Genomic DNA, 24,758 nt, shown 5'->3' with positions numbered 1-24,758 from the left:
CTCCATGCCACGCTATGCCACCCTCATCACCGCCGATGACGGCGCCGAGATCGTCAGCGCCATCGGCGCGTTCGAGGGCGCGGACCCGCCGCGCCGGACCGGGCGCGTCGAGCAGGTCGCGCCGGGCGTGCGCATCGGCATGGTGCGCGGCGGACCGGTCGACGCGGTCGCCGGTTTCGGCTTCCCGCGCCAGGGCCTCGATGCGTCGGCCGTCCGTGCCGCGACTGTGAAGCTGAAGGGGATGTCCGCGCCGGCAGTCGATGGCGAGGCTCCGAGGCGCGCCAGGCCGCGCAAAAAGCCGGCGCGCAAGCCGCGCAAGGCGAGAACAGCCAAAGCGACACCGTCCAATGACCAGGGCTGATGCCGGCAAGGCCGCGAGCCGTAAGCCTGCCGGCGCGAAACCGGCGAGGTCCGCACCGGTTCAAGCCGCCGCCGCCGCTCGCCCGAAGCGCTCGCGAAAGACGCTCGTCGACGACTTCGCCGCCGCCCTTCGCGCCGACTTCCGCGCCCATGGCGCCGGCGTCATCGCCGCGGTCAGGGCCGAGAAGTCCGACCAGTATCTCAAGGTCATGCTGACGCTGCTGCCCAAGGATTTTTCGGCCAGCTCGGAAAGTGTCGATGCCGATAAAACCAGTCTCGAGCAACTGAGCGATGAGGAGATCCGCCACCGCATCCGCGGCCTTGAAGCTAGCCTCCGGCCGCTCCTCGACGGCCATGCAGACCTATCTGGCGCTGCTCGAGGAGCTGGACCGAAGACGGCGCCGTAATCTTCTCGCCGCCTACGCGCCATACGAACGGCAGGCCGCCTTTCACGCCGCCGGCGCGACCCACCGCGAGCGCCTGTTCATGGCCGGCAACCAACTCGGCAAGACCAGGGCAGGGGGCGCCGAGTGGGCCATGCACCTCACCGGCCGCTATCCGGACTGGTGGGCGGGCAAGGTATTCGACGCGCCTGTCCGGCTCTGGGCCGCCGGCGTCACCGGCGAGGGCACGCGCGACAATCCGCAGCGCGTGCTGGTCGGCCCGCCGCAGCAGCAGCGCGAATGGGGCACCGGCATGATCCCGGCCGACGCCATCGCCGGCACCGTGATGGGCCGCGGCGCGCCCGGAGCGCTGGACAGCGTCGTCGTGCGCTGGGGTGGTGGCGGCGACATCCAGGCCGGCGAAAGCGTGCTCTCCTTCAAGAGCTACGAAAAGGGCCGCGAGAAATGGCAGGGCGAGACGCTGCACGGCGTCTGGTTCGACGAGGAGCCGCCGCTGGATATTTATTCGGAGGGGCTGACCCGCACTAATGCCACCGACGGCATAACCATCGTCACCTTCACGCCGCTGCTTGGCATGAGCGATGTGGTGCTCAGGTTTTTGACGGCGGAGCAGCCGAGAGATTGGGGAAGGGTTGAGTGAAGGCCAACCTCCCCACTTGTGGGGGAGATTGGCAGCTTCGGCGCCAGAGCCTACCGTGGCCGAGCCTCGCTTTTGCGCTTCTATTTGATAAGGGATGAGCCGGGCGGTTGCGGTAACGATGACTGCCAGACCGCATGGTGCGATATCAGCTTGTGCTCGGTCGCCAGCTTGCTGATTTCCGGATCGTCGGATGCCCGCGCCAATTCGACATAGGCGTCGACGACCACCAACCTCGCCCGGCCGGCGAGCCCGAGAGCGTAACGCCGCACCACCGGCTCGGCATGGTCCAGCATCGCTCGGATCATGCCTGACGCATCGTCCCGCAATTGCCCGGTAATATCCGCTATCGCCGAAAACGGCGTTTGTGGCCTGAGCGACGCGGCGCGCTGGCGGGCGAACTTCAACTGCCAGTCCTTTGCAAAGCGTACGAACTGGATGGCGCCCATACGCACACCCTCATGCTCATCTGCAAGAGCAAACAGGGCTTGCGCCAGATAGTCCCCATGTGCACGCGTGCTGCATCGCAGGATAGACTCCACGGCATCGAAGCGCGTGCGCGGGTTGTCGTCCGCCAGCAGCGCCGCCAGCTCGCCCACCATCGAGCTGATGTTCCGGTTCTGGAACGTGGCCAGAAACGCGCCCGTCGCTCGCGTCCGGGGATTGGCCGATGTGAGCAGGAGACGCAGGCTTTCGAGCGGAACTGTCTTGCCGAGCTCCCCGAGAAAATCGTTGGCAAGCGTGCCGTCGTCGTCATCGGAAGGCGACAGCAGCCGCTGCAGCATCTCCTGGCCTGTCATGTCGTTTCTGGATTTGCCGAGCGGCAGCAGCATCTTGCCGCCTTCGCTGAAGAAAAGATGAGCGGTCTCGCTGTCCTCGGCGGACAGGCGCATCGCCTCGAATAGATCTGTCATGGCAAAGGGTGGCTTTCCCACCCGCGTAGAGGAAAGGCCGTACACAATGCACCGGCCCACGACGCATCGGTCTGGCCGATGCAGGCCAAGACCTATCGCATAAGGGCGTGGATGAAAAGACGGTCGAAAGGGGCCTCGGCTCGTCCATGTCGCAGGCCGGTTTCGACTGGGCCTGGACGAACGACCGCGTCAACGAAGGGTACAACGGCTAAGCTTTGTTCCTCGCCCCGCGCGAAGCGGGGGGAGAGGTGGCCGCGCAGCGGCCGGAGAGGGGCTTCGTAGAGCGATACGTTCGACGAATAGCCTCCCCGCTCTTCTATCAAACGTCGGCGCCATCCCCTCTCCGTCGCGGCTTCGCCGCGCCACCTCTCCCCGCTCTCGCGGGGCGAGGAACTGGAGCTTGCCATGTCCCAACACGTTACCTTCATGACCATCGACGATGCCGGGCATTATTCGCCTGAGCAGCGTGCCGCGATCATCGCAGCCTTTCGGACATCGTCTTCGAGGTGGTGGTGCGAAGGTTCAAGCCGACTTCGGATACCTGATCGTGCAAGTTCGAAATCGCGGCGGGCAATGTTTTCCGAGCCGCTGGAAGAACCCGGCCACAACGCCTATCTATGGAGCAATCCAAAGGAGGTTTGACATTTCCACCGAGCGCGCAGTCCTTGCCGGCGGCTGCTTCTGGGGCATGCAGGATCTGATCCGACGCTTGCCCGGCGTGGTTTCAACCCGGGTCGGCTACAGCGGCGGCGATGTCGCCAACGCGACCTATCGCAATCACGGCACTCACGCCGAGGCAATCGAAATCATCTTCGATCCGGCCAGGACAAGTTTCCGCACGCTGCTCGAATTCTTCTTCCAGATCCACGATCCGACGACGAAGAACCGCCAGGGCAACGACATCGGCATGAGCTATCGTTCGGCGATCTACTACACCAGCGACGAGCAGAAGCGGATCGCCGAGGACACGATCGCCGATGTCGATGCGTCCGGCCTGTGGCCCGGCAAGGTCGTCACCGAGCTTGGTCCGGTAGGTCCGTTCTGGGAAGCCGAGCCCGAGCATCAGGACTATCTGGAACGCTATCCCAACGGCTACACCTGCCATTTCGCGCGGCCGGGGTGGAAGCTTCCGGTGCGCCAAAAGGCTGCCGCATCATAGATTGACAGGGAGGCTATAGCATAGCCTTGCTCATCCGAGCAAAAGCCCGCCATGCCGAAGAGGCATGGCGGGCTTTTTTGCGTTCAGCTTGCTTCGCCAGGCCGGGGCCATTCAGGCCTCCGACGGAAACGCTGAACCGCTCCAGCTATCGATCCAGGCAGATTCCGCGCGGAAAACCGCGGCGCGCATCCTCCGAGCTGCGTTGGGCGGCTCAGCCCTTGGCGCGGCGGCTTTCATGTTCGTGGCTGCCGATCCAGTGGGCACGGATGCGGTCGCTGGCCTCGAGATAAGCCATGTCGATGAGATAGGTCAGGAGTTTTTCGCCGTCGGCTTCGGCCTTCTGGCGAAGTTCTCGCAATATCCCCTGCGCAAACTGCAGGTTTTCCATTTTGCTAGGCTGGTCCATGGGTACCCCCTAAATGTCTGCGCGATAAGTCTGGATCACTCCATGCTTGCATGAAAGTCGTAACATCGTGCGCGGTGTGGCTGCACTCGATTGCGCTAACGCCCGGCCAACGAACCTGTTGGACATTGGGCGAAAATGTCGATATTTTACGCGCCCAATCGGATAGCGACTATGAACGAAGACGAGGGCAGCACTCCTGACAAGTTGCAAGCCATGCTCGACGTGATTGCCAGGAGCGAGCCCTCGGTCGAGAACGGGCAAGTCGATTTTGGCCGGTGGAAAGCCGATGCGGCCCGGGCAGCCGGGGTGCTGATCGAATTTTACGGCGATGCGGCGCTTGAGCGCGCCAGGCTCATCGAACACCGATCGCCCCAATCGCATTTCGCGCGCATGGTCACGGCTGAGGTCGGCAAACGCGGCAAGCGAAGCTGACCCGCAAACGATCGGCGAAAGCTGCCTCAGGACGATCTTCGCCTCCTCAGCGTTCCGTCAAGCCGTTGCTCAACCTCTTCCTCGACGTTGTCCAGAAGATAGGACAATATGTCGTGTCCGATCGATCGCGCGATGTCCTTGGCCTGTTCGACGTGATTGTGGATCTCGCGCAGCGACTGTTCCTCGCAGGTGGCATCCTTCGTCAGATCGACGAACCAGCCAGGATAGAGTGCTGCCTCGCCCACGCCGTCTAAGTAACATTGGCCGACGGCCAGGATCTTGCGCAGCCCCATCTTTTCCGACCGGACCCTGTAGACTTCCCTGAAGCCCGATTTGCGCTCTATTGCCCTGCGGATCGCCAATCGGACCCTGGGCCGGTCATCCACATCGATGCTTTGCATGCACCGTTCCAGTGATGCGCCATGCGAGAATTCGTCGAGTGTCAGGCCGAAATAGTCTGAAAGGTTGGCGTCGCCATAGACGCGGTCACGCTTGACGTCCCAGGTCCAGAACCCGTCAATCGGTGGATACCGCATATGCATGTTTCGGCCGTGTTCAGGCGCCGACGTCATGAAAACCGCCCCGTCCGGTTTCAAGATTCGGCAGTACTATGTAGCAAAAAATGAAAGAAACAAAGGTGGCCTTTTGTACAAGGTCTGAAATCATAAGGCCTACTGCCTGTGGCAATTCCGGGCGTCATATTTCGACACAACCAGAAGGCAATGGTCTAAAAAATTTCTTAAGCCTAAAGAATTCTCACCTCGATATTGCAACTGCAGCTTGGTATTTCACATGCTTAACACAAGCGACCGGGAGGAGAAGCAAACCAAAAGGTTGTATTGGGAAAGAGGGCGTGGCTAAAAATTCTAGCGTTCCACAAAGCGGATAAAGCTCCATGGGCGTTGCTGCCTGAAAATCTGCAGATCACGACTCGTCGCGGATGCTATCGGCGGCTGATTGACCAGCAAACCTACCGGTGGTTGAAAGAGATGGAGCTTGGAGAAAAAGCTTGGCATCTCAATCAGGCAGCCGGGCCTTTCGAGGCGGGGTCGGCGGGGTCTTTGGACTGCAGGTCATTGCCGTTCAGACTTAAGTCTGCCGTCGACCCGACCTCGGCCGACTCTTGCTGCGGCCCCGGGTCGATTTCATCGCCGGCAACCGAATCAACGGCGACCCGATCATGATCGAACTGATGCGCCGCGGGGAGGGGCTGCAGCCAGGATTCGCGCCGTCCGATCCAGAGCTCGTAGTCCGGCACCAGCCCTTCAGTCGGCGCGACGTCGAGGCTGCCGATCGGGACCTCGACTTCCTCTTCGCCGACGAACGGAACGCGGCTTCCGCAGGTAGGGCAAAAACTTCGAGCGCCATAGGTGCTGGTGATCCCGCTGATTTCGAACGCCTGAAGCGGCCATACGGCAAAGGCATGGAAGGCCGATCCGCTTGTCTTGCGACAATCCTTGCAGTGGCAGAGGCCGACCCGGCGTGGCTCGCCGGCCACGCTGAACTGCACGCCGCCGCACAGGCAACTGCCGGTGCGCGCGATTTCAGGCATCGCCGTTCCTCCCGCTGTTACACGCAGAACCAGGTCGCGGCCGGCCAGTCCTGCTGTTGGCTCCTAAAACCCGCATGAGGTTGCTATGGTTCCGCACGGGATCGCAAGAGGCGGCTATCGGTCGAGAAGGTCGACCGGCTCCTCGCACCGATAGACGCGGCACTGGCCGTCCTTGGCGGGAACGATCGTCGATATTGGCCCTTCCGGCCAGTCGCACTCATTGCCGAATTGCCGCACGAAGCGGTCATAAGTTTCCGGACCGGTGGTCAAAACCACCGCATGGTCGCGTTTGATCCACGCCTGCGTCTCCGCGCAAGTCATGGCGCGCGTATCCGGCCGGGCGTCGGCGGTGCTCGCCGCGCACAGCAGCGTGGCGGCGCTCGACAAGTTGCCGGCGAGGCGTGCGATCGACAGGGTTCTCATGGACACCAGGCTTCGACACCAGGCTTCGGGGTTTTCGTACCGAATATGGACCGCGGCTAAAAGACCGCAAGATATTTGAGCAACGAAATGATTCCGATGATGATGACGATGATCTGCGCGATCTGCCGCGCGCGGGCATCGAGCGGCAAGCGCTGCACGAGATAGAGCACCAGAATCACCACTAGGAAGGTGATCAGGATGCCGATGAGTACCGATGCGCCCATAAGCGAGCCTCCGTTGTCCCCGGGATTCCCTTAACCGGGCTGCCCCAAACGTCGCGCATCTGAAAAAGGTTCCGCGAGGGCGAAGTGGAACGGGAGGTATGGCGCAGCGTTGTTCAGCACATTTGAATATTCAAGGATGCGAACATGAAGGAAATCTTCAGCACCGCGGCCACATTGCGTCGATCGCGATTGCGATCGCGCTGATGTTTTTGGTCCCGACCAGACTTGAAGCCAATCCCGGGCCGCCGATCGTGTCATCCCACTCGGTCAGGGCCGAATAGCATCGGCCCGGAGCCGAGTGGAACATGCGCGCCCCTTGCGAGTTGATTTCGTGATGAAAAGCGCCGGGTTGCGCTTCAGAGAGAGGAAGAGAACATGGGTCTCGGCACAATTCTTATCATTATTCTCATTCTGGCTTTGCTTGGCGGTTTCAGCGGCCTGGGCGGCGGGCCGTTCTACGGCACGGGCTATTATGGCGGCGGCGGTCTCGGGTTGGTTCTTGTCATCGTCATTATTCTGGTCGTGCTCGGACGGATCTAAAGCATGTCTCCCGAAAGTGGGAGCCAGTTTCGGGATAAAGACATGCGAGACTTAAAGCGCGTGGAGCGAATCCGAAGGATCGCGACGCGCTTTAAGAACAGCCAGAGCAGTCAGGCCGGACAAATCAAGCCAGCGCGTCCCTGAGCTTCGCCGCCAATTGCTCCAGCGTGAACGGCTTGGCGATGAAGTGCACATCGTTGTCGAGCACGCCATTATGCACGACGGCGTTGCGCGTGAAGCCGGTCATGAACACCACTTTCAGGGAGAAGGATTGCCTGCGTGCCTGTTCGGCGAGTTGCCGGCCATTCATGCCAGGCATCACGATATCCGTCAGCATCAGCGCGATGGCGGCGTTCTGCCCGAGTTTTTGTAAGGCTTCGTCACCGCCCGCGGCTTCGATGACGGTATAGCCGAGCTCCAGCAAGGCAGCGGCCGTCGAAGCGCGCACGCGGGCATCGTCCTCGACGAGCAGCACGGTTTCGGTTGCGGGAACATCGCTCCTGTTGCCGGCCTTCACCGGCTGCGCCGCTTCCTCCGGCCCGGTGAAGCGCGGAAGATAGATCCTGATTGTCGTGCCTTCGCCGGGCTCCGAATAGATTTTGACGTGTCCGCCGGATTGCTTGACGAAGCCGAACACCTGGCTGAGTCCGAGCCCTGTTCCCTTGGCCGCGGGCTTGGTGGTGAAGAATGGCTCGAAAGCCTTGGTCATGATGTCCACCGGCATGCCCGCGCCGGTATCCGTCACCGCGATCATGACATACTGACCGGCCTTCACTTCGGGATGCGCCGCCGCATAGGCCTCGTCGAGATGGCAGTTGGCGGTCTCGATGGTAAGCTTGCCCTCTTCATCCATGGCGTCGCGCGCGTTGACCGCCAGGTTGATGATCGCGTTCTCGAGCTGGCTCGGGTCGGCATGCGTCTTCCAAAGCCCGCCCGCCAGCACCGTTTCGATCTCGATCGCATGGCCGAGCGTGCGCCGCAAAAGGTCCGACATGCCGGTGACAAGGCGATTGGCATCGATGATCTGCGGCGCCAGCGGCTGCTGCCTGGAAAAGGCAAGCAGCCTGGCGGTGAGGTTGGCGGCGCGTCCCGCGGCATCGGCCGCCGCCTCGACGAAGCTCTGCACGTCATGCTCGCCGCGAGCGAGCTTGCGCTGCGCGAGGTTCATGGCGCTGGTGATGACGGCCAGCAGATTGTTGAAATCATGCGCGATGCCGCCCGTGAGTTGGCCCACCGCTTCCATCTTCTGCATCTGGCGAAGTTGCGACTCCGCCTTCTCACGCGTGTCGATCTCGTTGAGCAGCGCCGCGTTCTTGGCGCTCAATGCGTCCTGCGCGGCGGCCACATCCTGGAAGCGGCGGCTGGACTGGCGGATCGTGTAGATGCCGAGCAGCATGATGCCCAGCAGCGCCGCGAACGAGCCGACGCGCAGCCAGCCTTCGATCTGCTCCATCCGCTCGGCACGGGCAGCGAGGCTCGCGCCGTCGATGCGCCGGATCGCATCGATGTTGGCGCGGATCTGGTCCATGTCCAGCTTACCCCTGCCGCCGCGCACGATGTCCAGCGCTTTCGCCGTGTTGCCCGTGTCGTAGAGCCTGATCGTCTCAGCGAGCTCCGCTTGCTCGCGGGCAAGCGCGTCCTTGATGCCGACCACCTGTTGCGCCCGATCGCTGCCGACTGGAAACATCTCATCGACGCGCTTGAGCAGCGCCGGCAGCGCCTCGACAGCATGCTGGTACGGCAGGAGATAGTTTTTCTCGCCGGTCAGCAGATAGCCGCGCTGGCCGGTCTCGGCATCCTGGGCGAGCGAAAGCAGGCTTGAGAGCGTTTGCTGGGCTTCGATCGCTTCGCGGCTGGCGTTGCGGTCGGCGATCTGCGCTTCGGCGAGAATGGCGCGAGCGGCTATGATCAGCGCGACAACGGCAAAGCCGGCAAGAAGCGGAAGCGCTTGCCATCGCAGGGCGCGTCGCAGTCGGACGATCATTGCTTTGCAGAGGCCTGCGAAAAATCGTGAAATTCGCCAAGTGGTAGGCGGCAGTGAAGCGCAAGGCAATAGCCAAGTCCAAGGGCATTGATCGCAACAGCCCCGGCGGACCTGGCTATGTCAAACTTTAATGACGGCCGCCTTGAGCCAATGCCAGAGTACAGGATTCCGCTCTGGCGACGCTGTGATCTTTCGGCGGCTGTCGGGTGCCGCTAGCTACCGCGCCCGCTGCATTCGAGGCAGGCGATGCTGTGTCCTGGGCAGTTAAGCCGGTGCGTGCCCTCCGGGCAGCAATGGCCGTTCGAGCTCAGCCAGCGCGCGCAAACGAAAATTTTCTTTGCCCCGTGACAGCGGGGGCATTCCCGCGGACGCATCAATTCCTCCCGCGATGGGACGCGATGTTCCGCTTCAACGACCGTGTTCATCCGTTTCGTCCCCAACGCCTGGATTATCGGTCAGATATGTTAATTCACTGTTCTTTACATTAGGGTTTATGAATGTGAAAGCCATGAAAGCGTCATCACGCTTTGGTGCGCTCGCACGCTTTCCCTTTCCGCCGCCCTTGCTAAATGCGAGACCGCCCTGTCCTCCGGCCGATTCTGGCGGACGGGACAGGCAACGGGAACCCTCTTGCAATGACATGGACCGGCGCGGGCGCGCTTTTAATCCTCGTGCTTACCTATGCCGGCGTGGCGGTCGGCCGCATTCCCGGGCTGCGCCTCGACCGGGCCGGGATCGCGCTGCTCGGCGGCGCCGCCATGATCGCCATCGGCGCCATCGGCATCGAGGATGCCTACAAGGCCATCAATTTCGACACCATCACGCTGCTCCTCGGCATGATGATCGTGGTCGCGCATCTGAAGGTTTCGGGCGCGTTCCGCGCGCTGGGCGGCTTTGCCATCGAACACGCCCACGCGCCCTTCATGCTTCTGGTCATGGTGACGCTGTTGACCGGCGTGCTTTCGGCCTTCCTGGTCAATGACGCGATCTGCCTGGTGATGGCGCCGATCGTCGTCCATGTCACCCGCGTCATCAACCGCAATCCGGTGCCTTACCTCATCGCCACCTGCACGGCCTCGAACTGCGGCAGCGTCGCCACCATCACCGGCAACCCGCAGAATATGGTGATCGGCGCGCTGTCCGGCATTTCCTATCCGGCTTTCACGCTGGCGCTCGCGCCGGTGGCCCTGTTCGGCCTGGTCTGCGTCATCGTCATCATACGCATCGTCTACCGCGCCGAATTCTCCCGCCCCGCCGAACTCAGCCCGGAAGTGTATCGAGGCCGCATGCTGCCCGGACAGGTACTGAAGGCCACCATCGTCTGCGTGCTGCTGGCGCTCGCCTTCTTCGCCGGCGTTCCGGTCGCCAAGGCGGCGCTGATTGCCGGCGCTTTCCTGCTGGTCACCCGGGCAATCAAGCCTCGGCGCATCTATCGCGAGATCGACGGGCCGCTGCTCTTCATGTTCGCCGGCCTGTTCGTGGTGGTGGCGGGCGCCGAGCGCACGCTGCTCACGCCCGACATGATCGCCTGGGCGAAGAACGTCGGCCTCGACGATGTCTGGCGGCTATCCGGCTTCACCGCGGTGCTGTCCAACATCATGAGCAATGTGCCGGCGGTGCTGGCGCTGCGCCCCTTCATTCCCGGGCTGGAAAACCCGCAGCGCGCCTGGCTGGTCGTGGCGATGAGCTCGACGCTGGCCGGCAATTTCACGCTGCTCGGCTCGGTCGCCAACCTGATCGTCGCCGAGCAGGCCAAGGCTGCCGGCAAGGAGCTTTCCTTCTCCGCCTTCTTCAAGGTTGGCCTGCCGCTGACGCCGGTGACGCTTCTCGCCGGCACCGCCTGGCTGGCGTTCACCTTCTAGCCGCCGAGCCTCCTCAAGCTCGAAGATATTCTGCGCAAAGTCATCGAAACGATTGCGCAAACGTTTCGATCTCTCTATGGTTCGTTCAGATCCGCCGGAGAGCGGACGGGAAACGCGAGATTAGGGAGGGAGCGCTTGCGAGCACTCCGCACGAGCCGTCATGCCGACAATGGCTGAGGTGGCGCGCCGCGCCGGCGTCTCGGTTTCGACCGTCTCGCACGTTGTCAACCGCACGCGTTTCGTCTCGCCCGAGAAGGCGCAGCTCATCAACGATGCCATTGCCGCGATGGGCTATCAGCCCAATGAGCTGGCGCGCTCGCTGAAAGTCGCCTCGACCAACAGCGTCGGGCTCGCCATTTCGGCCATCTCCAATCCCTACTTCACCGATATCATCTGCGCGGTCGAGGCAGAATGCGCGCGCCTTGGCCTGATGGTGTTCCTGTCGGATACGCAGGAAGACCCGGACCGCGAGCTTCAGGTCGTGCGCGCGTTCCATCAGCGTCGCGTCGACGGTGTGATCCTGGCGCCGTCCGGCTCGCCTCAGCGCGCGATCGACTATCTCACTGAAAAGAAGCTGCCTTGCGTGCTGATCGACCGGTTCGCCGACGACCGCTTCGATCAGATCGGTGTCGAGAACGAGGCGTCGATGCGCTCGTTGATAGATCATGTCGCTTCCTTCGGTCACAGGCGCGTCGGCTACATCGCCGGCCAGCCGGGCCTCGCCACCACGCGTGAGCGTATCGAGGCCTTTCGCGCATCACTTGCGGCCAATGGACTTGAATGCCCGCCGCACTATGTCTCGATGGAGAATGTCGACACGGCAAGCGCCACGGCATCGACTCACGCGATCCTGTCGCTGCCTGCGCGACCCACCGCTTTGGTTACCGGCAACAACATGACGACGATCGGGGCAGTCCGCGCTATCCGCGAGAAGGGTCTTTCGATCCCGCGCGACCTCTCGCTTGTCGGCTTCGACGATTTCGAATGGGCCGACTGCTTCGAGCCTAGGCTGACGCTGGTCGAACAGCCTTGCACCGAGATCGGCCGCCAGGCGGCAACGCTGCTCAGCGAGCGCATCGCATCGAGCCATGCCCCGCCACGCGCTGTGCGGCTTCAACCGACGCTGCAGACCCGCGAATCCTGCGCGAGGCCGGCCAACACGAGGTCGATATGAGCGCGCCGCTGCTTTCCGTCACCGGCGCCGTAAAGCGTTTCGGCGGCGTGCAGGCGTTGCGCGGCGTCGACTTCGATCTGAAGGCTGGCGAGATCCACGCGTTGCTCGGCGAGAACGGTGCCGGCAAGTCGACGCTGATGAACCTCTTGTCCGGCGTCTACACGCCGGACGAGGGCGAAATCCGCATCGACGGCAAGCCGGTCACCTTCAACAACCCACGCGAGGCGCAAGCCGCCGGCATCGCCACCATCTTCCAGGAACTCGATCTCGTGCCCTCGCTCGATGTCGCGGCGAACCTCTTCCTCGGTCGCGAGCTGATACGGCCGGGCGGGGTGCTCGACGTGCCTGCGATGCGCCGCGAGGCCAAGCGGCGGCTTGAGGCGATCGAGCTCGCCATCGACCCGGCGCGCCTTGTCGCTGACCTATCGATCGGTCAGCGCCAGGTGGTGGCCATCGTCAAGGCGCTGTCCTATGCGTCCCGCGTGTTGATCATGGACGAACCGACGGCCGCGCTTACCGTCGGCGAGGTCGAACGTCTGTTCGAGATCATGAGGAAGCTCGCCGCCTCGGGCGTCGGCATCATCTATATATCGCACCGGCTGGAGGAAGTACCTGAGATCGCCGATCGCGTGACGGTGATGCGCGACGGCCGTGTCGCGGGCATCACCGAGCCGCACGCGCCCCAGGCCGAGCTGGTGCGCCTGCTTGTCGGCCGTTCGCTCGACGAGCTTTATCCCGCGCGCGCCAAATCGGCCGGCAAGACGCTGCTCAGCCTCAAGGATGCGAGCTTCAGGCTCGCCCGTGAAAGCGCCGGCTGGCAGCCGCCGAGCGGCATTTCGCTCGAGGTCAGGCAAGGCGAGATCGTTGGGCTCGCCGGCATCATGGGGGCAGGGCGCACCGAATTGCTGTCCGCGCTTTACGGCACGGGCCTTGCCGGCCGCTGGCAGGGCGAGGTGGCGGTCGACGGCAAGCCGGTGAGGCTCGATTCCATAAACGCCGCGCGCAAGGCCGGCATCGCCTTCGTCACCGACGACCGGCGCGGCAGCGGCCTGATGTTACGCATGGCGGTCGGTCTTAATCTGGTGATGTCAGTGATCCGTCGCATATCGCCGGCCGGACTGATGTCGCCGCGCCGCCAGGCCGAGGCGGTGACGCGATCCTTCGGCCAGTTCGATATCCGCCCGAAAAACCCGGACATCGCCGTCGGCGCGCTGTCGGGCGGCAACCAGCAGAAGGTCGTGCTGGCCAAGGAAATCCTCGGCAACCCGCGCCTGCTCCTGCTCGACGAGCCGACCCGCGGCGTCGATGTCGGCGCCAAGGGCGAGATCTACGCGAGGCTCAGAGCACTTGCTGCGCAAGGGCTGGGTATTCTGGTCGCATCGAGCGAGATGCCGGAGCTGATCGGGCTCTGCGACCGCATCGTGGTGCTGCGCCAGGGGCGCAATGTGGCGGAATTCAACGGCGGCGTCGACGAGCACACCGTGCTTGCCGCGGCTAACGGCAGGGAGGCCTGATGTCGGATCAGAGGATTGAGGGGACGGCCAACTCTGTACCGTCAGGCACGGCAGCGCCCAGACGTCGCGTCGACCCACTGGCCATCGTCGTGCGTTTTCAGAGCCTGATAGGCCTGGTGCTGGTGGCGATCGGCGGCGTCATCTTCTCGCCCCGGCGCCACGGCGAGATATTGTTTCTCAACCCCGACAACATCGCCAACATCGTGCGCGCCGTGTCCGAGACCGGCATCATTGCCATCGGCATGACCTTCGTCATCATCACCGCCGGCATCGATCTCTCAGTCGGCGCGGTGCTAGGCCTCTCCGCCGTCGTCACCGCGACCATGATGATCTCCGGCGGCTTCGGGCTGATCCCGACCATCCTTGCCGTGCTCGTCATGGGCATCGTCTTCGGCGTCGTACAGGGCACGATCTCCACCCGCTTCCGTCTGGAGCCGTTCATCGTCACGCTGGCCGGCCTGCAGGCGGCACGCGGCCTGGCGCTGATCGTGTCCGGCAACCAGTATATCAACATTTCCTATGGCGACGGCCCGGGCCTGGCGCCGCCTGTCTTCGCGGTGCTGGGCGAGCGGCTGTTCGACAACACCGTGCCGGTGGCGACCATCGTCTTCATCATCTTCGCCGCGATTGCCACGCTGGTGCTCAACACCACGCGCTTCGGCCGCTACGTTTATGCCGTCGGCGGCAACGAGCGCGCCGCCCGCATTTCCGGCGTGCCTGTGTCCATGGTGAAGATATCGGTCTACGCCATCACCGGCTTTGCCTCGGCACTTGCGGGCATCGTCCATGCCGGCCAGTTCAATTTCGGCAGTGCCAACGATGGCATGGGCTATGAACTGACGGCCATCGCGGCCGTCGTCATCGGCGGCACAAGTCTGTTCGGCGGCGCCGGCTCCATGGTCGGCACCGTCGCCGGCACCATCATGCTCGGCGCTTTGGCCAATATCCTTCAGCTCAACAACATCACCCCCGCCACGCAGCTGCTCGCGACCGCCGCGATCATCGTGCTGGCGGCAGTGCTTCAATCCCTCGTTCGCCGCCGCGAGGGATTGGGTCGATAGGAGAGTCGGCGGCAGCGTCCCGAAAAGCAACCAAGGTCCGGCACCCGAGCCGGACGAGGAGGAGATTGAGCATGAGAACCACACTGATAGGATCGCGCGTCCTTCGGGCCGCGCTGCTGGCCGGTGCCGGCCTTTGCATCGCAGGCAGTGCCCAGGCGGCCGAGCCGCTGGTGAAGGCCTGCGCCAAGGACGGCCAGTTCGTCATCGGCTTTTCACAGGCCAACAATGCCGAGCCCTATCGCCAGCACGTCAACGACGAGCTGATGGCGGCGGCCAAGGAAGTGCCGGGCTTCACGCTGCAGATCGCCGACGGTGCCGGCAACGTCAACACGCAGACCTCCCAGGTCGACAATTTCATCACCCAGAAGGTCGATGTCCTGCTGATCTCGCCCTTCGAGGCCGCTCCGCTGACGCCAGCCGTCAAGCGCGCCATGGATGCCGGCATTCCGGTGATCGAGCTCGACCGCAAGACGGTGGGCGATCCCGGCAAGGACTACACGGCCTTCATCGGCGGCGACAATTTCAAGATCGCCGAGGAAGCCGGCAAGTTCACGGCGACGAAGCTGTTGCCCGACGGCGGCGAGGCGGCGGTGCTGGAAGGGCTGCCGAGCTCGACGCCGGCGGTGGAGCGTCTCAACGGCTTCAAGGAAGGCGTGAAGGCGAACTCAAAGATCCAGATCGTCGCCGAGCAGGCCGCCGACTGGGTTCCGGATAAAGCCCAGACCGCCTTTGCCGCGATGCTGCAGGCGCATCCCGACATCAAGGTCCTCTATGCCTCGAACGACATGATGGCGGCGGGCGCGCTGCTGGCCGCCAAGGGCGCCGGCAAGGACGTCAAGATCATCGGCACCGACGGCCTGCCTGGCCCGGCCGGCGGCATCGAGGCGGTGGCCAAGGGCGATTGGGCGGCGACGTTCACTTACCCGACCGGCGCCAAGGAAGCGATCGAGATGTCGAAGAAAATCCTGCTCGACTGCGCGACATCGGTGGATGCGACGGTGACCGTCGATACCACCGCCATCACTTCGGAGAATGCCAAGCAGTTGGCGGGAAAGTAACCGCGGACCCCTGCATCGACCTGTTGCGACAAGGCCCTCCGGGGCCTTGTTCGTTACCCGGCGGTCAAGTCGCCTTGCAGCTAAGGTCGGCCTGCTGACGCCGGCGCCTGGCTGGCCTTGTCCTGAAGAGGCTGCCCTTCGGACGCCTCAATCGACGCGCCGGGAGCGTCCACGATCTAAGCTGCGTGTTTGCCTGCCATCCTAGCCCGTATCAGCGTCGCGGCGGCATGGCCGGCGGCATTGACGTAGTCGGGATTGTGGTGGATCAGCATGCTGGAAAAGGCGCCGTCCATCAAAAGCACGATCTCGCGCGCCAGCATTTTCGCCTGGGCGACATCGTGGCTTGAAAGCGCGCCGGCCAGCCATTTCTCGAAATTGGTTTTGTGACGCGCCCCAGCCTTCACCGCCGGATGTCCCGGCATCGCTGCAAGCTCGGCCGCCGTGCGCAGGAAGCCGCAGCCCTTCCATCTGGGATGGCGGGCAACCCGCGCCAGGTTGGTGAAGATCGCCTCGACCTTTTTGTCCGCGCCGCCCTCCGCCGCGTCAAACCAGCCCGCCATCTGCTCGAGATTGGGTTGGTCGCGCCCATCGAGATAGGCCGCGATCAGGTCGTCCTTGCTCTTGAAATGGTAGTAGAGCGTGCGCTTGGTGAGCCCGGCTTTCTCGGCCACGGCATCGACGCTGACGCGGCCTATGCCTTCGGCATAAAAGAGCTTGGTCGCCGCATCGACCAGGCGTTTTCGCGTGGGATTGGTCTTTTCGTTCATCGCGAAAGTATACCGACTAGTGAATATACAAGCAACCGAAAGCCTGCTCCTTATCCCGCCGAGCCACCGGAAAAAAAGCTATGACCGACCTTGTGCTGAGCGAGACGCGTGACCGCGTCGCGATCCTCACCCTCAACCGCCCCGACAAGCTGAACGCGCTGAATTACGCTGATCGACCGGCTGCTTTCGCGCCTCGACCTGATCGAGACGGATGATGACGTGCGCGCCGTTATCCTCACAGGGGCAGGGCAGCGCGCCTTTTCTGCCGGCGGCGATATCCACGAATTCTCATTGAGCGTGGCCGAGGGCACCGATGTTGCGCTGCGCGATTTCGTCACGCGCGGCCAGCGTCTGACGGCGCGGCTGGAAGCGTTCCGCAAGCCGGTGATTGCCGCTGTCAATGGCCTCGCCTTTGGCGGTGGCTGCGAGATCACCGAAGCGGTACCGCTGGCGATCGCCAGTGATCGCGCCTTGTTTGCAAAACCCGAGATAAGGCTCGCCATGCCGCCAACCTTTGGCGGCACGCAGCGCCTGCCGAGGCTGGCCGGCCGCAAGCGCGCGCTGGAGCTGCTGTTGACCGGCGAGACATTTTCGGCCGGACGCGCCGCCGAGCTTGGCCTGATCAACCAGGTCGTGTCCCACGAAGAACTGATGCGGGCGGCCTTTGATCTTGCCCGCCGCATCGTCAGTCATTCGCAGACGGCGGTCGCCAGCATCCTCACAGCGGTGGCGCGTGGCATCAACTCGAGCATAGCGGAAGGCCTGCTGGTGGAGGCCGAGCAATTCGCCCGCGTGGCCCCGACAGCAGACCTGCGCGAAGGCTTGAGCGCCTGGATCGAGCGGAGGCAGGCGGTCTATGAAGGTTCATGGGCGCATGTCGCGCGGCCGGACAAGGCCACACCCGCCACGCGCCGTCTCGACCGGGCGGCCGGCTTGCCTGGCTGACGCCTTGCCTGAACCGGCTCGGCGTTTCGCGAAAGCGCTGAACCGCTTCAGCTTCTATCCAGGTCCGGGCGGAAAACCATTGCCGCGTTCCTGGAATTGCTCTTGGAGCGGTTACCGTTTCACGGAAACGGCGAACCGCTCTATCTGCTTGTTTTTTGCGCAATTCCAGACGGAAGACCGTGTCAAACTTTCCTGGAATTAGGCCACCGCTTTCAACGGCGCCTCGCCTCCCAGCTGCACGCGAGCGGCCGCCGCCAGCAGGTCGGTCTGCGTGATCAGCCCGAGTATATGCCGGCCGCCATCGACGATCACCGCCGCATGACTGCGCCCATCGGTCAGCGTCGGCAGCAGGCTCATCGCCGGCATGTCGGGCAAAGCGGTGCTTGCTTTCGACATCACTTCTCCCACCGTGCCGGTCGCTTTCGTCAGCTCGCGCAGGCCGATTGCGCCGGTGAGCCGCCCTTCCGCATCGACGACCGGCAAGGTGCGGATGTTGTGGTCGATCAAAAGGGTGCGCGCCTCGTCGGCCAAAACCGTCTCCGGCACCGAGATCACGTCGCGGGACATGATGTCCCGGCAAAGCAGCGTGCGTTGCGAGCGCACCATCGCTTGCAACTCGACCTGGCGCAGCAGGCGCTCCAGGTCGTCACGGTTGATGTCGAAGGTTTCGTCGAGCGCCGAGAGCGCTGCATCGACATCCTCGGGCCGGAAGCCGACGCGCTCGGCCGGCGGCCGGTCGGCCGTGCCGTGACCATTGGCGACCGGCACGTGCACATGGGGATAGTTGCGCCGCGACAGCTTGTGGAAGAGGAGGCCGAGCGCCACCAGCACGATGGAGTTCAGCGCCACCGGCACGAAGGGGAACAGAAAGCCGGCGGCCGCAACGGCCGGCCCGCCGATCACGCCGGTCAGCGCCGCAGCCCCTCCCGGGGGATGCAGGCAGCGGGTGAACGACATGGCGGCGATGGCCAAGGCTACGGCCAAGCCGGAGGCGATCACCGTGTCATGCACAAAATGCGCCACCGTCACCCCGACCAGCGCCGAAATCGTGTTGCCGCCGACGATCGACCAGGGCTGCGCAAGCGGGCTCGATGGAACGGCAAAAAGCAGCACCGCGGAAGCGCCCATCGGCGCCACCAGCATCGCCACAAGCGGGCCGCTGCCCATTGCGAGCCCGCTGATCATGCCGGTGAGTGCGATGCCGATAGTCGCGCCGATGCAGGCAAGCAGCCGCTCGCGAAGCGTCGCTCCGGCAAGGATTGGAACAAAGAGGCGGAACGCCATGGCAAGCCTTGGTCGAATGGGTGGAATTGCGCTCCACGCAATGCCGCTGAAGTCACGGATTTGGAAGCCAAGCCAATCCGTATATTCGCGGCCGGAGAGAATATTATTTCGCGGCGCGCTGCGGAGGACATGCCGCTAGCGGCCCAGGCTTTGTCAATCGCGTCAAGGCGTTACGATGGTTTGCGGAATCTGCTGGGCAACTCGCCGGAATGTCCCCGCTTCGGCCAAGGGTGCGTTGGCGCAGTATAGCGGCGGGCCGCGGCCGGGCAGGGTGGGTTGCGCGCCGGCATTCGGAAGATTGCCGCCAAGCAAGCGAGGCGCCGTGCGCGCCTCGCTCTCCCAGCGGCGGGCCAGGGGGCGGCGGGTTAAGGGGCCACCTCCACATGGCCCTTCATGTTGGGATGGAAGCGGCAGAAATAGTCGACCGCTCCCGCCGTCTTCAGCGTGACTTTACCCTTCGACTTTGCCGGGATCATCACATCCCAGCCGCCTTTGACCGTGGCGGTGTGGGCGAGAATATCCTTGTTTGTCCACTCAATCGTGTCGCCAACTTTGGCCTGAACGCTGGCCGGCGAGAACACCAGCTTGTCGATCGTCACCTCGATGGTCGCCGCGAAGGCCGGCGATGCGCCGAGCGCCAACGCCAGTGCGGGGCCGAGAAGCCGCGGCCTCATTTCAGCATGCCGGCGACATGTTCGGCATGCTGCTCATGCCCCTGGAAGATCTTGAGCCCGGTCACCAGCAGCCTCTTCAGCTCGGCATTGCTGGCCGAGGGGATGAGCAGCGTTTCGAGCGCGCCGTTGACCTGCTTGTGATAGGCCACTTCGTTCTCGATATAAGCCTTGTCGAACTCGGCGCCCTTGAGCGTCGCCAGCTTGGCGCGCTCCTCCTTGGCGGCCTTGGCCAGCGCCTTGCTGGTATCATTGTCCTCGGGCGTGACCTTCAGCTTCTTCACCAGGTCGAGCGCCTGCTTGTTCACCGCTTCATGGTCGCGCTCCATGTCCTTGGCGAAGTCGACGATCTCCTTGTTTTTCGATTTCTCGATCGCCAGCTTGGCGGCCTCGATGTCGATTGCGCCGGCCGTATAGGCGATGTGGGCAATCTGCGGGTCGGTGGGCTTTTCGGCGGCCAGCGCCAGCGGCGCGGTGCTCATCAGCAAAAGGGCGGCGAGGGCGGCGGTCGGTCGCATAAACATGGCATCTCCTTCGCCCGGCGCATCGGCTTCGGGCTTCATCTGAGGGTTGACGGCCATTGGATGCTGGGAAGCGAGAAACGTTCCCGCGAAAATCAGTCTTCGAAACCCAGGCGCTTCATCACCGCCTGGGTCAGCCGCTCGCAGCGGCGGCCGGCGAAGGGGAAGGCGTCGAGCAGTACCGGACCGATCTCGTCGTCCAGCGCCTTGCGCACCAGGGCGCGCGCCCGGTGCAGCCGTGTCTTAACTGTCTCAGGCCGCACGCCCAGAAGGTCGGCCGTTTCCTCGATGCTCAGGCCCTCGATCACGCGGGCGACGAAAACGCTGCGGTAGACATCGGGAAGGCTGTCGGTCGCCCGTTCGACGAGACCGAGGATCTGCCGCTGCGCCATCGTCCGCTCCGGATCGTCATTTGGGTTTAAAGGAAACCGGATGATCTGCGCTTCCGGGCTCTCAGGTATCGCGACGACGCGCTTGCGCCTGCGCAGCCGGCCGAGGGCCTCGTTGATGACGATGCGCGACAGCCAGGTGGAAAGCGACGCCTCGCCGCGAAAGGCGTCGAGACTGGCGAAGGCGCGCATATAGGCCTCCTGCACGATGTCCTCTGCCTCGGCATCGTTGCGCACCACGCCGCGCGCGATGCGGTAGAGCCGCTGGTTGTGTGTCTTGATGATGGCACGGCACGCATCCGGATCGCGCGCCAGCGCCCGGCGCACCAGCGCCATGTCGCCGGCCCCGCCCGCGCCGAACCTGGCGGCTTCAACAGCAGGCCTTCTCATCTCGCTCCGATCTCCCGGCAGTTTTTGCATCCGCAATTGGATGCGCCTGCCGGCAAAAGGTTCCCGAGTGGATTGCGGTACTATGCTATCGCTTCGCCCGAGGCGTGTCTGCGGCTGCAAACGTAGCGGCCGGCGCCTACTGATCAGCTTTTCACTAGGCGGCAGCCGCCGCGGTCAGCCCACGCGCGATGTCGGCCTTGAGGTCCTCGACATCCTCCAGCCCGATCTGCAGGCGGATCAGCGAACCGGCATACGAACCCTTGGCAACCGTGCGGTCGCCGAGGAAGACCGGAACGGCGAGGCTCTCATAGCCGCCCCAGGAATAGCCGAGGCCGAAGATCTTGAGCGCGTCGAGGAAGGCGTGCTGGGCCTTCTGGCCGCCACCGTCGAGCACGATCGAGAAGACGCCGCTGGAGCCGCAGAAATCGCGCTTCCAGAGCGCATGGTCGGGATGGCTTTCGAGTGCCGGGTGCAGCACCTGCGCGACCCCCGCCTGCTCCTCCAGCCAGCGCGCGATATCGAGCGCGGACTTGCGGTGATGTTCGAGCCGCACCCCCATGGTGCGCAGGCCGCGCAGCACCTGGTAGATGTCGTCGGGTCCCGAACAGCAGCCGAGCGTGCAGAAGCCATCATAAAGCTGCTTCCAATATGTCTCGTTGGCCGAAACCAGGCCGAGCAGCACGTCGGAATGGCCGGCCGGATATTTCGTCGCCGCCTGGATCGAGATGTCGACGCCATGGTCGAGCGGCTTGAAATAGAGCGGCGTCGCCCACGTATTGTCCATCATCACGATGGCGTTCGCCGAATGCGCGGCCTTGGCGATCGCCGGTATGTCCTGGACCTCGTAGGTGTTCGATCCCGGCGATTCGGTGAACACCACCCTGGTGTTGGGCCTGATCAGCGAAGAAATGCCGGCGCCGATGCGCGGCTCGTAATATTCGACCTCAATGCCAAGCCGCTTCAGCATCGTATCGGCGAAGTGGCGCGTCGGGTGGTAGACGCTGTCGACGATCAAGAGATGGTCGCCGGCGGCGAGGAAGGCGAGCAGCGGCACCGTCACCGCCGCCAGTCCCGAAGGCACCGCGACGGTGCCGGCCGAGCCTTCCAGCGCATCGACGGCGAGCGTCAGCGCATCCATCGTCGGCGTGCCGCGCGTGCCGTAAGTGTATTTCTGGCTGCGTCCGGCCATCGAGGCGGCATCGGGGTAAAGCACCGTGGAGGCGTGCACGACCGGCGGGTTGACGAAGCCGAAATAGTCGCGCGGGTCGTTGCCGGAATGGGCAAGCAGCGTGTTGGTGCCCATTTCGATGCCGTCTTTAGCCATGGTTCGTCGCCAGCCAATTGATCTAAGGAGTCTAATGATGTCAGTGACCAGCCATAAAGCGGCGACCAGGCCCGCGCAACCGCGCCGGGCTCGCCAAAACCGGTCTTCGGCTGGGCCAATCCAACCCCGTCCGCGCCCGATAAAGCACCGCTATTGCCGAAGCGGATTCGGCCGCCGGCTCATGGATTCGCCCCGCCGCAACTTGACTGATTTGTTCGCATGGCCTGCCGATTTCATGGGCTCTTGTCCGCAATTCAGGCATTTGCGGCAATTGCTTTTCAAACCTTTGGGGTTTCGGTCATTTCCCTTGACCTCACAGGAATAATCGCCTTCGATGCGTTTCGTGAATGGGAGGCAGCGCATCGGCATCCGATGCGGGTCCGGGAGTGGGCCTTGAAGTGGGAGCTGCATTCACAAACGAAAAAAGATCAAGCGTCGCCTGACAGCAGGGGCGCCTGTAACAGAAAAGGGTATGTGGGTCATGAAACACATTGCAATCGGCATTCTTGGCGCCGCCGCGCTCGGGTTCATGGCGTCCGCCGCTTCGGCAGGCACGCTCGATACCGTGAAGCAGAAGGGCTTTCTTCAGTGCGGCGTCTCGACCGGCCTCGCCGGCTTTTCGGCGCCGGACGACAAGGGTGACTGGAAAGGCATCGACGCGGACTTCTGCCGCGCCGTTGCGGCCGCCGTTTTCGGTGACGCCTCCAAGGTCAAGTTCACGCCGCTCAGCGCCAAGGAGCGTTTCACCGCGCTGCAGTCGGGCGAGATCGACCTCCTGTCGCGCAACACCACCTGGACCAGCAACCGCGATAGCGCGCTCGGCCTCGATTTCGTCGGCGTCACCTACTATGACGGCCAGGGCTTCATGATCAACGCCAAGAAGCTGCCGGGCGTGAACTCCGCGCTGCAGCTTTCGGGCGCCGCCGTCTGCGTGCAGAGCGGCACCACGACCGAGCTGAACCTCGCCGACTACTTCAAGAAGAACAAGATGGAATACAATCCCGTCGTGTTCGAGAAGCTGGAAGAGGTCAACGCCGCCTATGATGCCGGCCGCTGCGACGCTTACACCACCGACCAGTCCGGCCTCTATGGCATCCGCCTGACGCTGTCCTCGCCGGCCGACCATGTCGTGCTGCCCGAGATCATCTCCAAGGAGCCGCTTGGCCCGGCCGTGCGCCAGGGCGACGACCAGTGGGCGCATATCGCGCGCTGGACCTATTTCGCGCTTTTGAACGCCGAGGAAGCCGGCGTCACGCAGGCGAATGTCGAGGAGATGAAGACGTCGACCGACCCGAACATCCAGCGCCTGCTCGGCACCGAGCCGGACGGCAAGTATGGCGCCGATCTCGGCCTCTCGAACGACTTTGTCGTCAACATCGTCAAGGCTGTCGGCAACTACGGTGAAATGTTCGAGCGCAATGTCGGCTCGGGCAGCCCGCTCAAGATCGCGCGAGGGATCAACGCGCTGTGGACCAAGGGCGGCCTGCAATACGGCCCGCCGATCCGCTGATCGAAACGTGATCCGGGAGGCAGGTCGTCTGCCTCCCGGTTTCTCTTTCCAGGGGACGGTCCATGGCTTCGCAGGAAATCCTTCGCGAGGAGCCGAGCCGCGGCTCCTTCATCAATGACCCCAGAATACGCAGCCTGTTCTTTCAGACGCTGGTCGTGATCCTGCTGTTCAGCTCGATCTGGTGGATCATCCACAACGTCATCGAAAACCTCCAGCGCCTGCACATTGCCTCAGGCTTCGGCTTCCTCAGGAGCAGGGCCGGCTTCGATATCTCCGACACGCCGATCGCCTACACGTCCGACTCGACCTATTTCCGCGCGCTGGTCGTTGGTCTGCTGAACACGATCATCGTTGCCGTCGCCGGCATCGTGCTTGCCACCATCGTGGGCTTCGCCATCGGCATCGGCCGGTTGTCGCAGAACTGGCTGATCCGCAAGATCTGCACCGTCTATGTCGAGATCTTCCGCAACATCCCGCCGCTGCTGGTCATCTTCTTCTGGTATTCGGGCGTGCTCGCCGTGCTGCCGCCGCCGCGCGAGAGCATCCATCTGCCGTTCGGCTCCTTCCTCAACCAGCGCGGCTTCTATTTGCCGCGCGCCGTCTGGGGGGACGGTTCCTGGCTGATTGGCGTGGCACTGCTGCTCGCCATCGCAATGGCCTGGTTCGTCGCCCACAGGGCGCGACAGCGGCAGAGGGCGACCGGCCAGCAATTCCCGGTGTTCTGGACCTCCGTGGCGCTTATCGTCGGCCTGCCGGTGCTGGCCTACCTGGCCAGCGGCATGCCGCTCACCTTCGACTTCCCGAAGCAGTCGACCTTCAACCTGACCGGCGGCTTCTGGGTCAAGCCGGAGTTCTTGTCGCTTCTGCTGGCGCTTTCCTTCTACACGGCGGCCTTCATCGCCGAGATCGTGCGCGCCGGTATCAGGGGTGTCAGCAAAGGGCAGAGCGAGGCGGCGGGGGCGCTCGGCCTGCGTTCCGGCCCGATCCTGCGGCTGGTGGTGATCCCGCAGGCGATGCGCATCGTCATCCCGCCGCTGACCAGCCAGTATCTCAACCTGACCAAGAACTCTTCGCTGGCGATCGCCATCGGCTACCCCGATCTCACCGCCACCGCCGGCACGGTGCTGAACCAGACCGGACAGGCGGTTGAGGGCGTGTTCATCATGATGATCGCCTATCTGGTGCTGAGCCTGGTGACATCCTTCGTCATGAACATCGTCAACGCCAGAATGGCGCTGGTGGAGAGGTAGGGC

26 protein-coding genes and 2 pseudogenes are annotated in these 24,758 nt (G+C 63.6%); 15 read left to right on the top strand and 13 right to left on the bottom strand.

Features of this window, described 5'->3' with window-relative positions; genetic code table 11:
• Positions 1–4: 4 nt before the first annotated feature.
• From CK230_RS27705 to CK230_RS27695, 3 genes are read left to right on the top strand one after another with little or no spacing between them, the layout of a single operon-like run.
• The gene (locus tag CK230_RS27705) at positions 5–361 is read left to right on the top strand and encodes a hypothetical protein (protein WP_095819995.1); all 357 of its coding nucleotides are present in this window, start codon (positions 5–7) and stop codon (positions 359–361) included.
• Positions 348–767, top strand: coding sequence for a hypothetical protein (locus tag CK230_RS27700; protein ID WP_141246118.1), 420 nt, complete (start codon positions 348–350; stop codon positions 765–767). Before CK230_RS27705 ends, CK230_RS27700 begins: the two co-directional genes overlap by 14 nt.
• Positions 682–1,404, top strand: coding sequence for a terminase family protein (locus CK230_RS27695; protein ID WP_245430076.1), 723 nt, complete (start codon positions 682–684; stop codon positions 1,402–1,404). Before CK230_RS27700 ends, CK230_RS27695 begins: the two co-directional genes overlap by 86 nt.
• Before the next feature lie 80 nt (positions 1,405–1,484).
• On the opposite strand, the gene CK230_RS27690 is transcribed toward CK230_RS27695, so the two are convergent.
• The gene (locus tag CK230_RS27690; RefSeq protein ID WP_095819993.1) at positions 1,485–2,315 is read right to left on the bottom strand and encodes a hypothetical protein; all 831 of its coding nucleotides are present in this window, start codon (positions 2,313–2,315) and stop codon (positions 1,485–1,487) included.
• A gap of 426 nt (positions 2,316–2,741) precedes the next feature.
• Here CK230_RS27690 and CK230_RS33820 point away from each other — a divergent pair, with 426 nt between their 5' ends.
• Positions 2,742–2,957: a hypothetical protein gene (locus tag CK230_RS33820; protein WP_245430081.1), complete on the top strand. Its 216-nt coding sequence runs from the start codon at positions 2,742–2,744 to the stop codon at positions 2,955–2,957.
• 1 nt (position 2,958) lies between these two features.
• Positions 2,959–3,474 carry a peptide-methionine (S)-S-oxide reductase MsrA gene (msrA, locus tag CK230_RS27685; protein ID WP_095820068.1) on the top strand — a complete coding sequence of 172 codons (516 nt, stop codon included), beginning with the start codon at positions 2,959–2,961 and terminating at the stop codon, positions 3,472–3,474.
• A 211-nt stretch (positions 3,475–3,685) separates the two neighbouring features.
• Here msrA and CK230_RS32785 read toward each other — a convergent pair whose 3' ends face one another.
• On the bottom strand, positions 3,686–3,880 hold the full coding sequence (locus CK230_RS32785) for a hypothetical protein (RefSeq protein ID WP_127865372.1): 195 nt from the start codon (positions 3,878–3,880) through the stop codon (positions 3,686–3,688).
• A gap of 171 nt (positions 3,881–4,051) precedes the next feature.
• Between CK230_RS32785 and CK230_RS27680 the strand changes: the two genes are divergently transcribed.
• On the top strand, positions 4,052–4,312 hold the full coding sequence (locus CK230_RS27680; protein WP_095819992.1) for a hypothetical protein: 261 nt from the start codon (positions 4,052–4,054) through the stop codon (positions 4,310–4,312).
• A gap of 26 nt (positions 4,313–4,338) precedes the next feature.
• Here the strand turns inward: CK230_RS27680 and CK230_RS27675 are convergent, their stop codons facing one another.
• The 4 genes and pseudogenes from CK230_RS27675 to CK230_RS27660 all read right to left on the bottom strand — a co-directional run bounded on the left by CK230_RS27675 (position 4,339) and on the right by CK230_RS27660 (position 6,511).
• Positions 4,339–4,848: a PAS domain-containing protein gene (locus CK230_RS27675; RefSeq protein ID WP_141246117.1), complete on the bottom strand. Its 510-nt coding sequence runs from the start codon at positions 4,846–4,848 to the stop codon at positions 4,339–4,341.
• 638 nt (positions 4,849–5,486) lie between these two features.
• Positions 5,487–5,864, bottom strand: a pseudogene (locus CK230_RS27670) (GFA family protein); the annotation flags it as partial.
• Between the two features lie 114 nt (positions 5,865–5,978).
• Positions 5,979–6,287 carry a hypothetical protein gene (locus CK230_RS27665; protein ID WP_095820067.1) on the bottom strand — a complete coding sequence of 103 codons (309 nt, stop codon included), beginning with the start codon at positions 6,285–6,287 and terminating at the stop codon, positions 5,979–5,981.
• A gap of 56 nt (positions 6,288–6,343) precedes the next feature.
• Complete coding sequence (locus CK230_RS27660) at positions 6,344–6,511, bottom strand: Thivi_2564 family membrane protein (protein WP_095819989.1); 168 nt, start codon at positions 6,509–6,511, stop codon at positions 6,344–6,346.
• 375 nt (positions 6,512–6,886) lie between these two features.
• Here CK230_RS27660 and CK230_RS27655 point away from each other — a divergent pair, with 375 nt between their 5' ends.
• Complete coding sequence (locus CK230_RS27655; protein ID WP_082048942.1) at positions 6,887–7,051, top strand: DUF3309 family protein; 165 nt, start codon at positions 6,887–6,889, stop codon at positions 7,049–7,051.
• Positions 7,052–7,175: 124 nt separating this feature from the next.
• On the opposite strand, the gene CK230_RS27650 is transcribed toward CK230_RS27655, so the two are convergent.
• Positions 7,176–9,035, bottom strand: coding sequence for a CHASE3 domain-containing protein (locus CK230_RS27650; RefSeq protein WP_245430075.1), 1,860 nt, complete (start codon positions 9,033–9,035; stop codon positions 7,176–7,178).
• Between the two features lie 635 nt (positions 9,036–9,670).
• On the opposite strand from CK230_RS27650, the gene CK230_RS27645 reads away from it, so the two are divergent.
• The 5 genes from CK230_RS27645 (at position 9,671) to CK230_RS27625 (ending at position 15,704) form a co-directional block, all read left to right on the top strand.
• A complete protein-coding gene (locus CK230_RS27645) occupies positions 9,671–10,897 on the top strand; it encodes an anion transporter (RefSeq protein ID WP_095819988.1) in 1,227 nt (408 codons plus the stop codon).
• A gap of 160 nt (positions 10,898–11,057) precedes the next feature.
• On the top strand, positions 11,058–12,071 hold the full coding sequence (locus CK230_RS27640) for a LacI family DNA-binding transcriptional regulator (RefSeq protein ID WP_095819987.1): 1,014 nt from the start codon (positions 11,058–11,060) through the stop codon (positions 12,069–12,071).
• Entirely contained in the window at positions 12,068–13,585 is a 1,518-nt protein-coding gene (locus CK230_RS27635; RefSeq protein WP_095819986.1) for a sugar ABC transporter ATP-binding protein, read from the top strand. Before CK230_RS27640 ends, CK230_RS27635 begins: the two co-directional genes overlap by 4 nt.
• Positions 13,585–14,646: an ABC transporter permease gene (locus CK230_RS27630; RefSeq protein WP_095819985.1), complete on the top strand. Its 1,062-nt coding sequence runs from the start codon at positions 13,585–13,587 to the stop codon at positions 14,644–14,646. Before CK230_RS27635 ends, CK230_RS27630 begins: the two co-directional genes overlap by 1 nt.
• A gap of 71 nt (positions 14,647–14,717) precedes the next feature.
• The gene (locus CK230_RS27625) at positions 14,718–15,704 is read left to right on the top strand and encodes a substrate-binding domain-containing protein (RefSeq protein ID WP_095819984.1); all 987 of its coding nucleotides are present in this window, start codon (positions 14,718–14,720) and stop codon (positions 15,702–15,704) included.
• A gap of 176 nt (positions 15,705–15,880) precedes the next feature.
• On the opposite strand, the gene CK230_RS27620 is transcribed toward CK230_RS27625, so the two are convergent.
• Positions 15,881–16,471, bottom strand: coding sequence for a TetR/AcrR family transcriptional regulator (locus CK230_RS27620; RefSeq protein ID WP_095819983.1), 591 nt, complete (start codon positions 16,469–16,471; stop codon positions 15,881–15,883).
• 80 nt (positions 16,472–16,551) lie between these two features.
• Here CK230_RS27620 and CK230_RS27615 point away from each other — a divergent pair.
• A pseudogene (locus CK230_RS27615) lies at positions 16,552–17,416 on the top strand (crotonase/enoyl-CoA hydratase family protein).
• Positions 17,417–17,614: 198 nt separating this feature from the next.
• Here CK230_RS27615 and CK230_RS27610 read toward each other — a convergent pair.
• The 5 genes from CK230_RS27610 to CK230_RS27590 all read right to left on the bottom strand — a co-directional run bounded on the left by CK230_RS27610 (position 17,615) and on the right by CK230_RS27590 (position 21,995).
• Positions 17,615–18,700 (bottom strand): HPP family protein, encoded by a 1,086-nt coding sequence (locus CK230_RS27610; protein WP_095819982.1) that lies wholly within the window; start codon positions 18,698–18,700, stop codon positions 17,615–17,617.
• A gap of 365 nt (positions 18,701–19,065) precedes the next feature.
• A complete protein-coding gene (locus CK230_RS27605; RefSeq protein ID WP_095819981.1) occupies positions 19,066–19,374 on the bottom strand; it encodes a cupredoxin family copper-binding protein in 309 nt (102 codons plus the stop codon).
• On the bottom strand, positions 19,371–19,895 hold the full coding sequence (locus CK230_RS27600) for a DUF4142 domain-containing protein (RefSeq protein ID WP_095820065.1): 525 nt from the start codon (positions 19,893–19,895) through the stop codon (positions 19,371–19,373). Before CK230_RS27600 ends, CK230_RS27605 begins: the two co-directional genes overlap by 4 nt.
• 92 nt (positions 19,896–19,987) lie before the next feature.
• On the bottom strand, positions 19,988–20,671 hold the full coding sequence (locus tag CK230_RS27595; protein ID WP_095819980.1) for an RNA polymerase sigma factor: 684 nt from the start codon (positions 20,669–20,671) through the stop codon (positions 19,988–19,990).
• A gap of 154 nt (positions 20,672–20,825) precedes the next feature.
• Positions 20,826–21,995, bottom strand: a complete 1,170-nt coding sequence (locus CK230_RS27590) for a cystathionine beta-lyase (RefSeq protein ID WP_095819979.1) — start codon at positions 21,993–21,995, stop codon at positions 20,826–20,828.
• A gap of 481 nt (positions 21,996–22,476) precedes the next feature.
• Here CK230_RS27590 and CK230_RS27585 point away from each other — a divergent pair, with 481 nt between their 5' ends.
• Positions 22,477–23,505, top strand: coding sequence for an amino acid ABC transporter substrate-binding protein (locus CK230_RS27585; protein ID WP_095820064.1), 1,029 nt, complete (start codon positions 22,477–22,479; stop codon positions 23,503–23,505).
• Positions 23,506–23,567: 62 nt separating this feature from the next.
• Positions 23,568–24,755, top strand: a complete 1,188-nt coding sequence (locus CK230_RS27580) for an amino acid ABC transporter permease (protein ID WP_095819978.1) — start codon at positions 23,568–23,570, stop codon at positions 24,753–24,755.
• Positions 24,756–24,758 lie beyond the last annotated feature (3 nt).

It is taken from the genome of Mesorhizobium sp. WSM3859 (genome assembly GCF_002295065.1).
Classification (GTDB): domain Bacteria; phylum Pseudomonadota; class Alphaproteobacteria; order Rhizobiales; family Rhizobiaceae; genus Mesorhizobium.
Note: the sequence above shows the minus strand (reverse complement) of the source record. Positions and strands in the feature narration are given on the sequence as shown.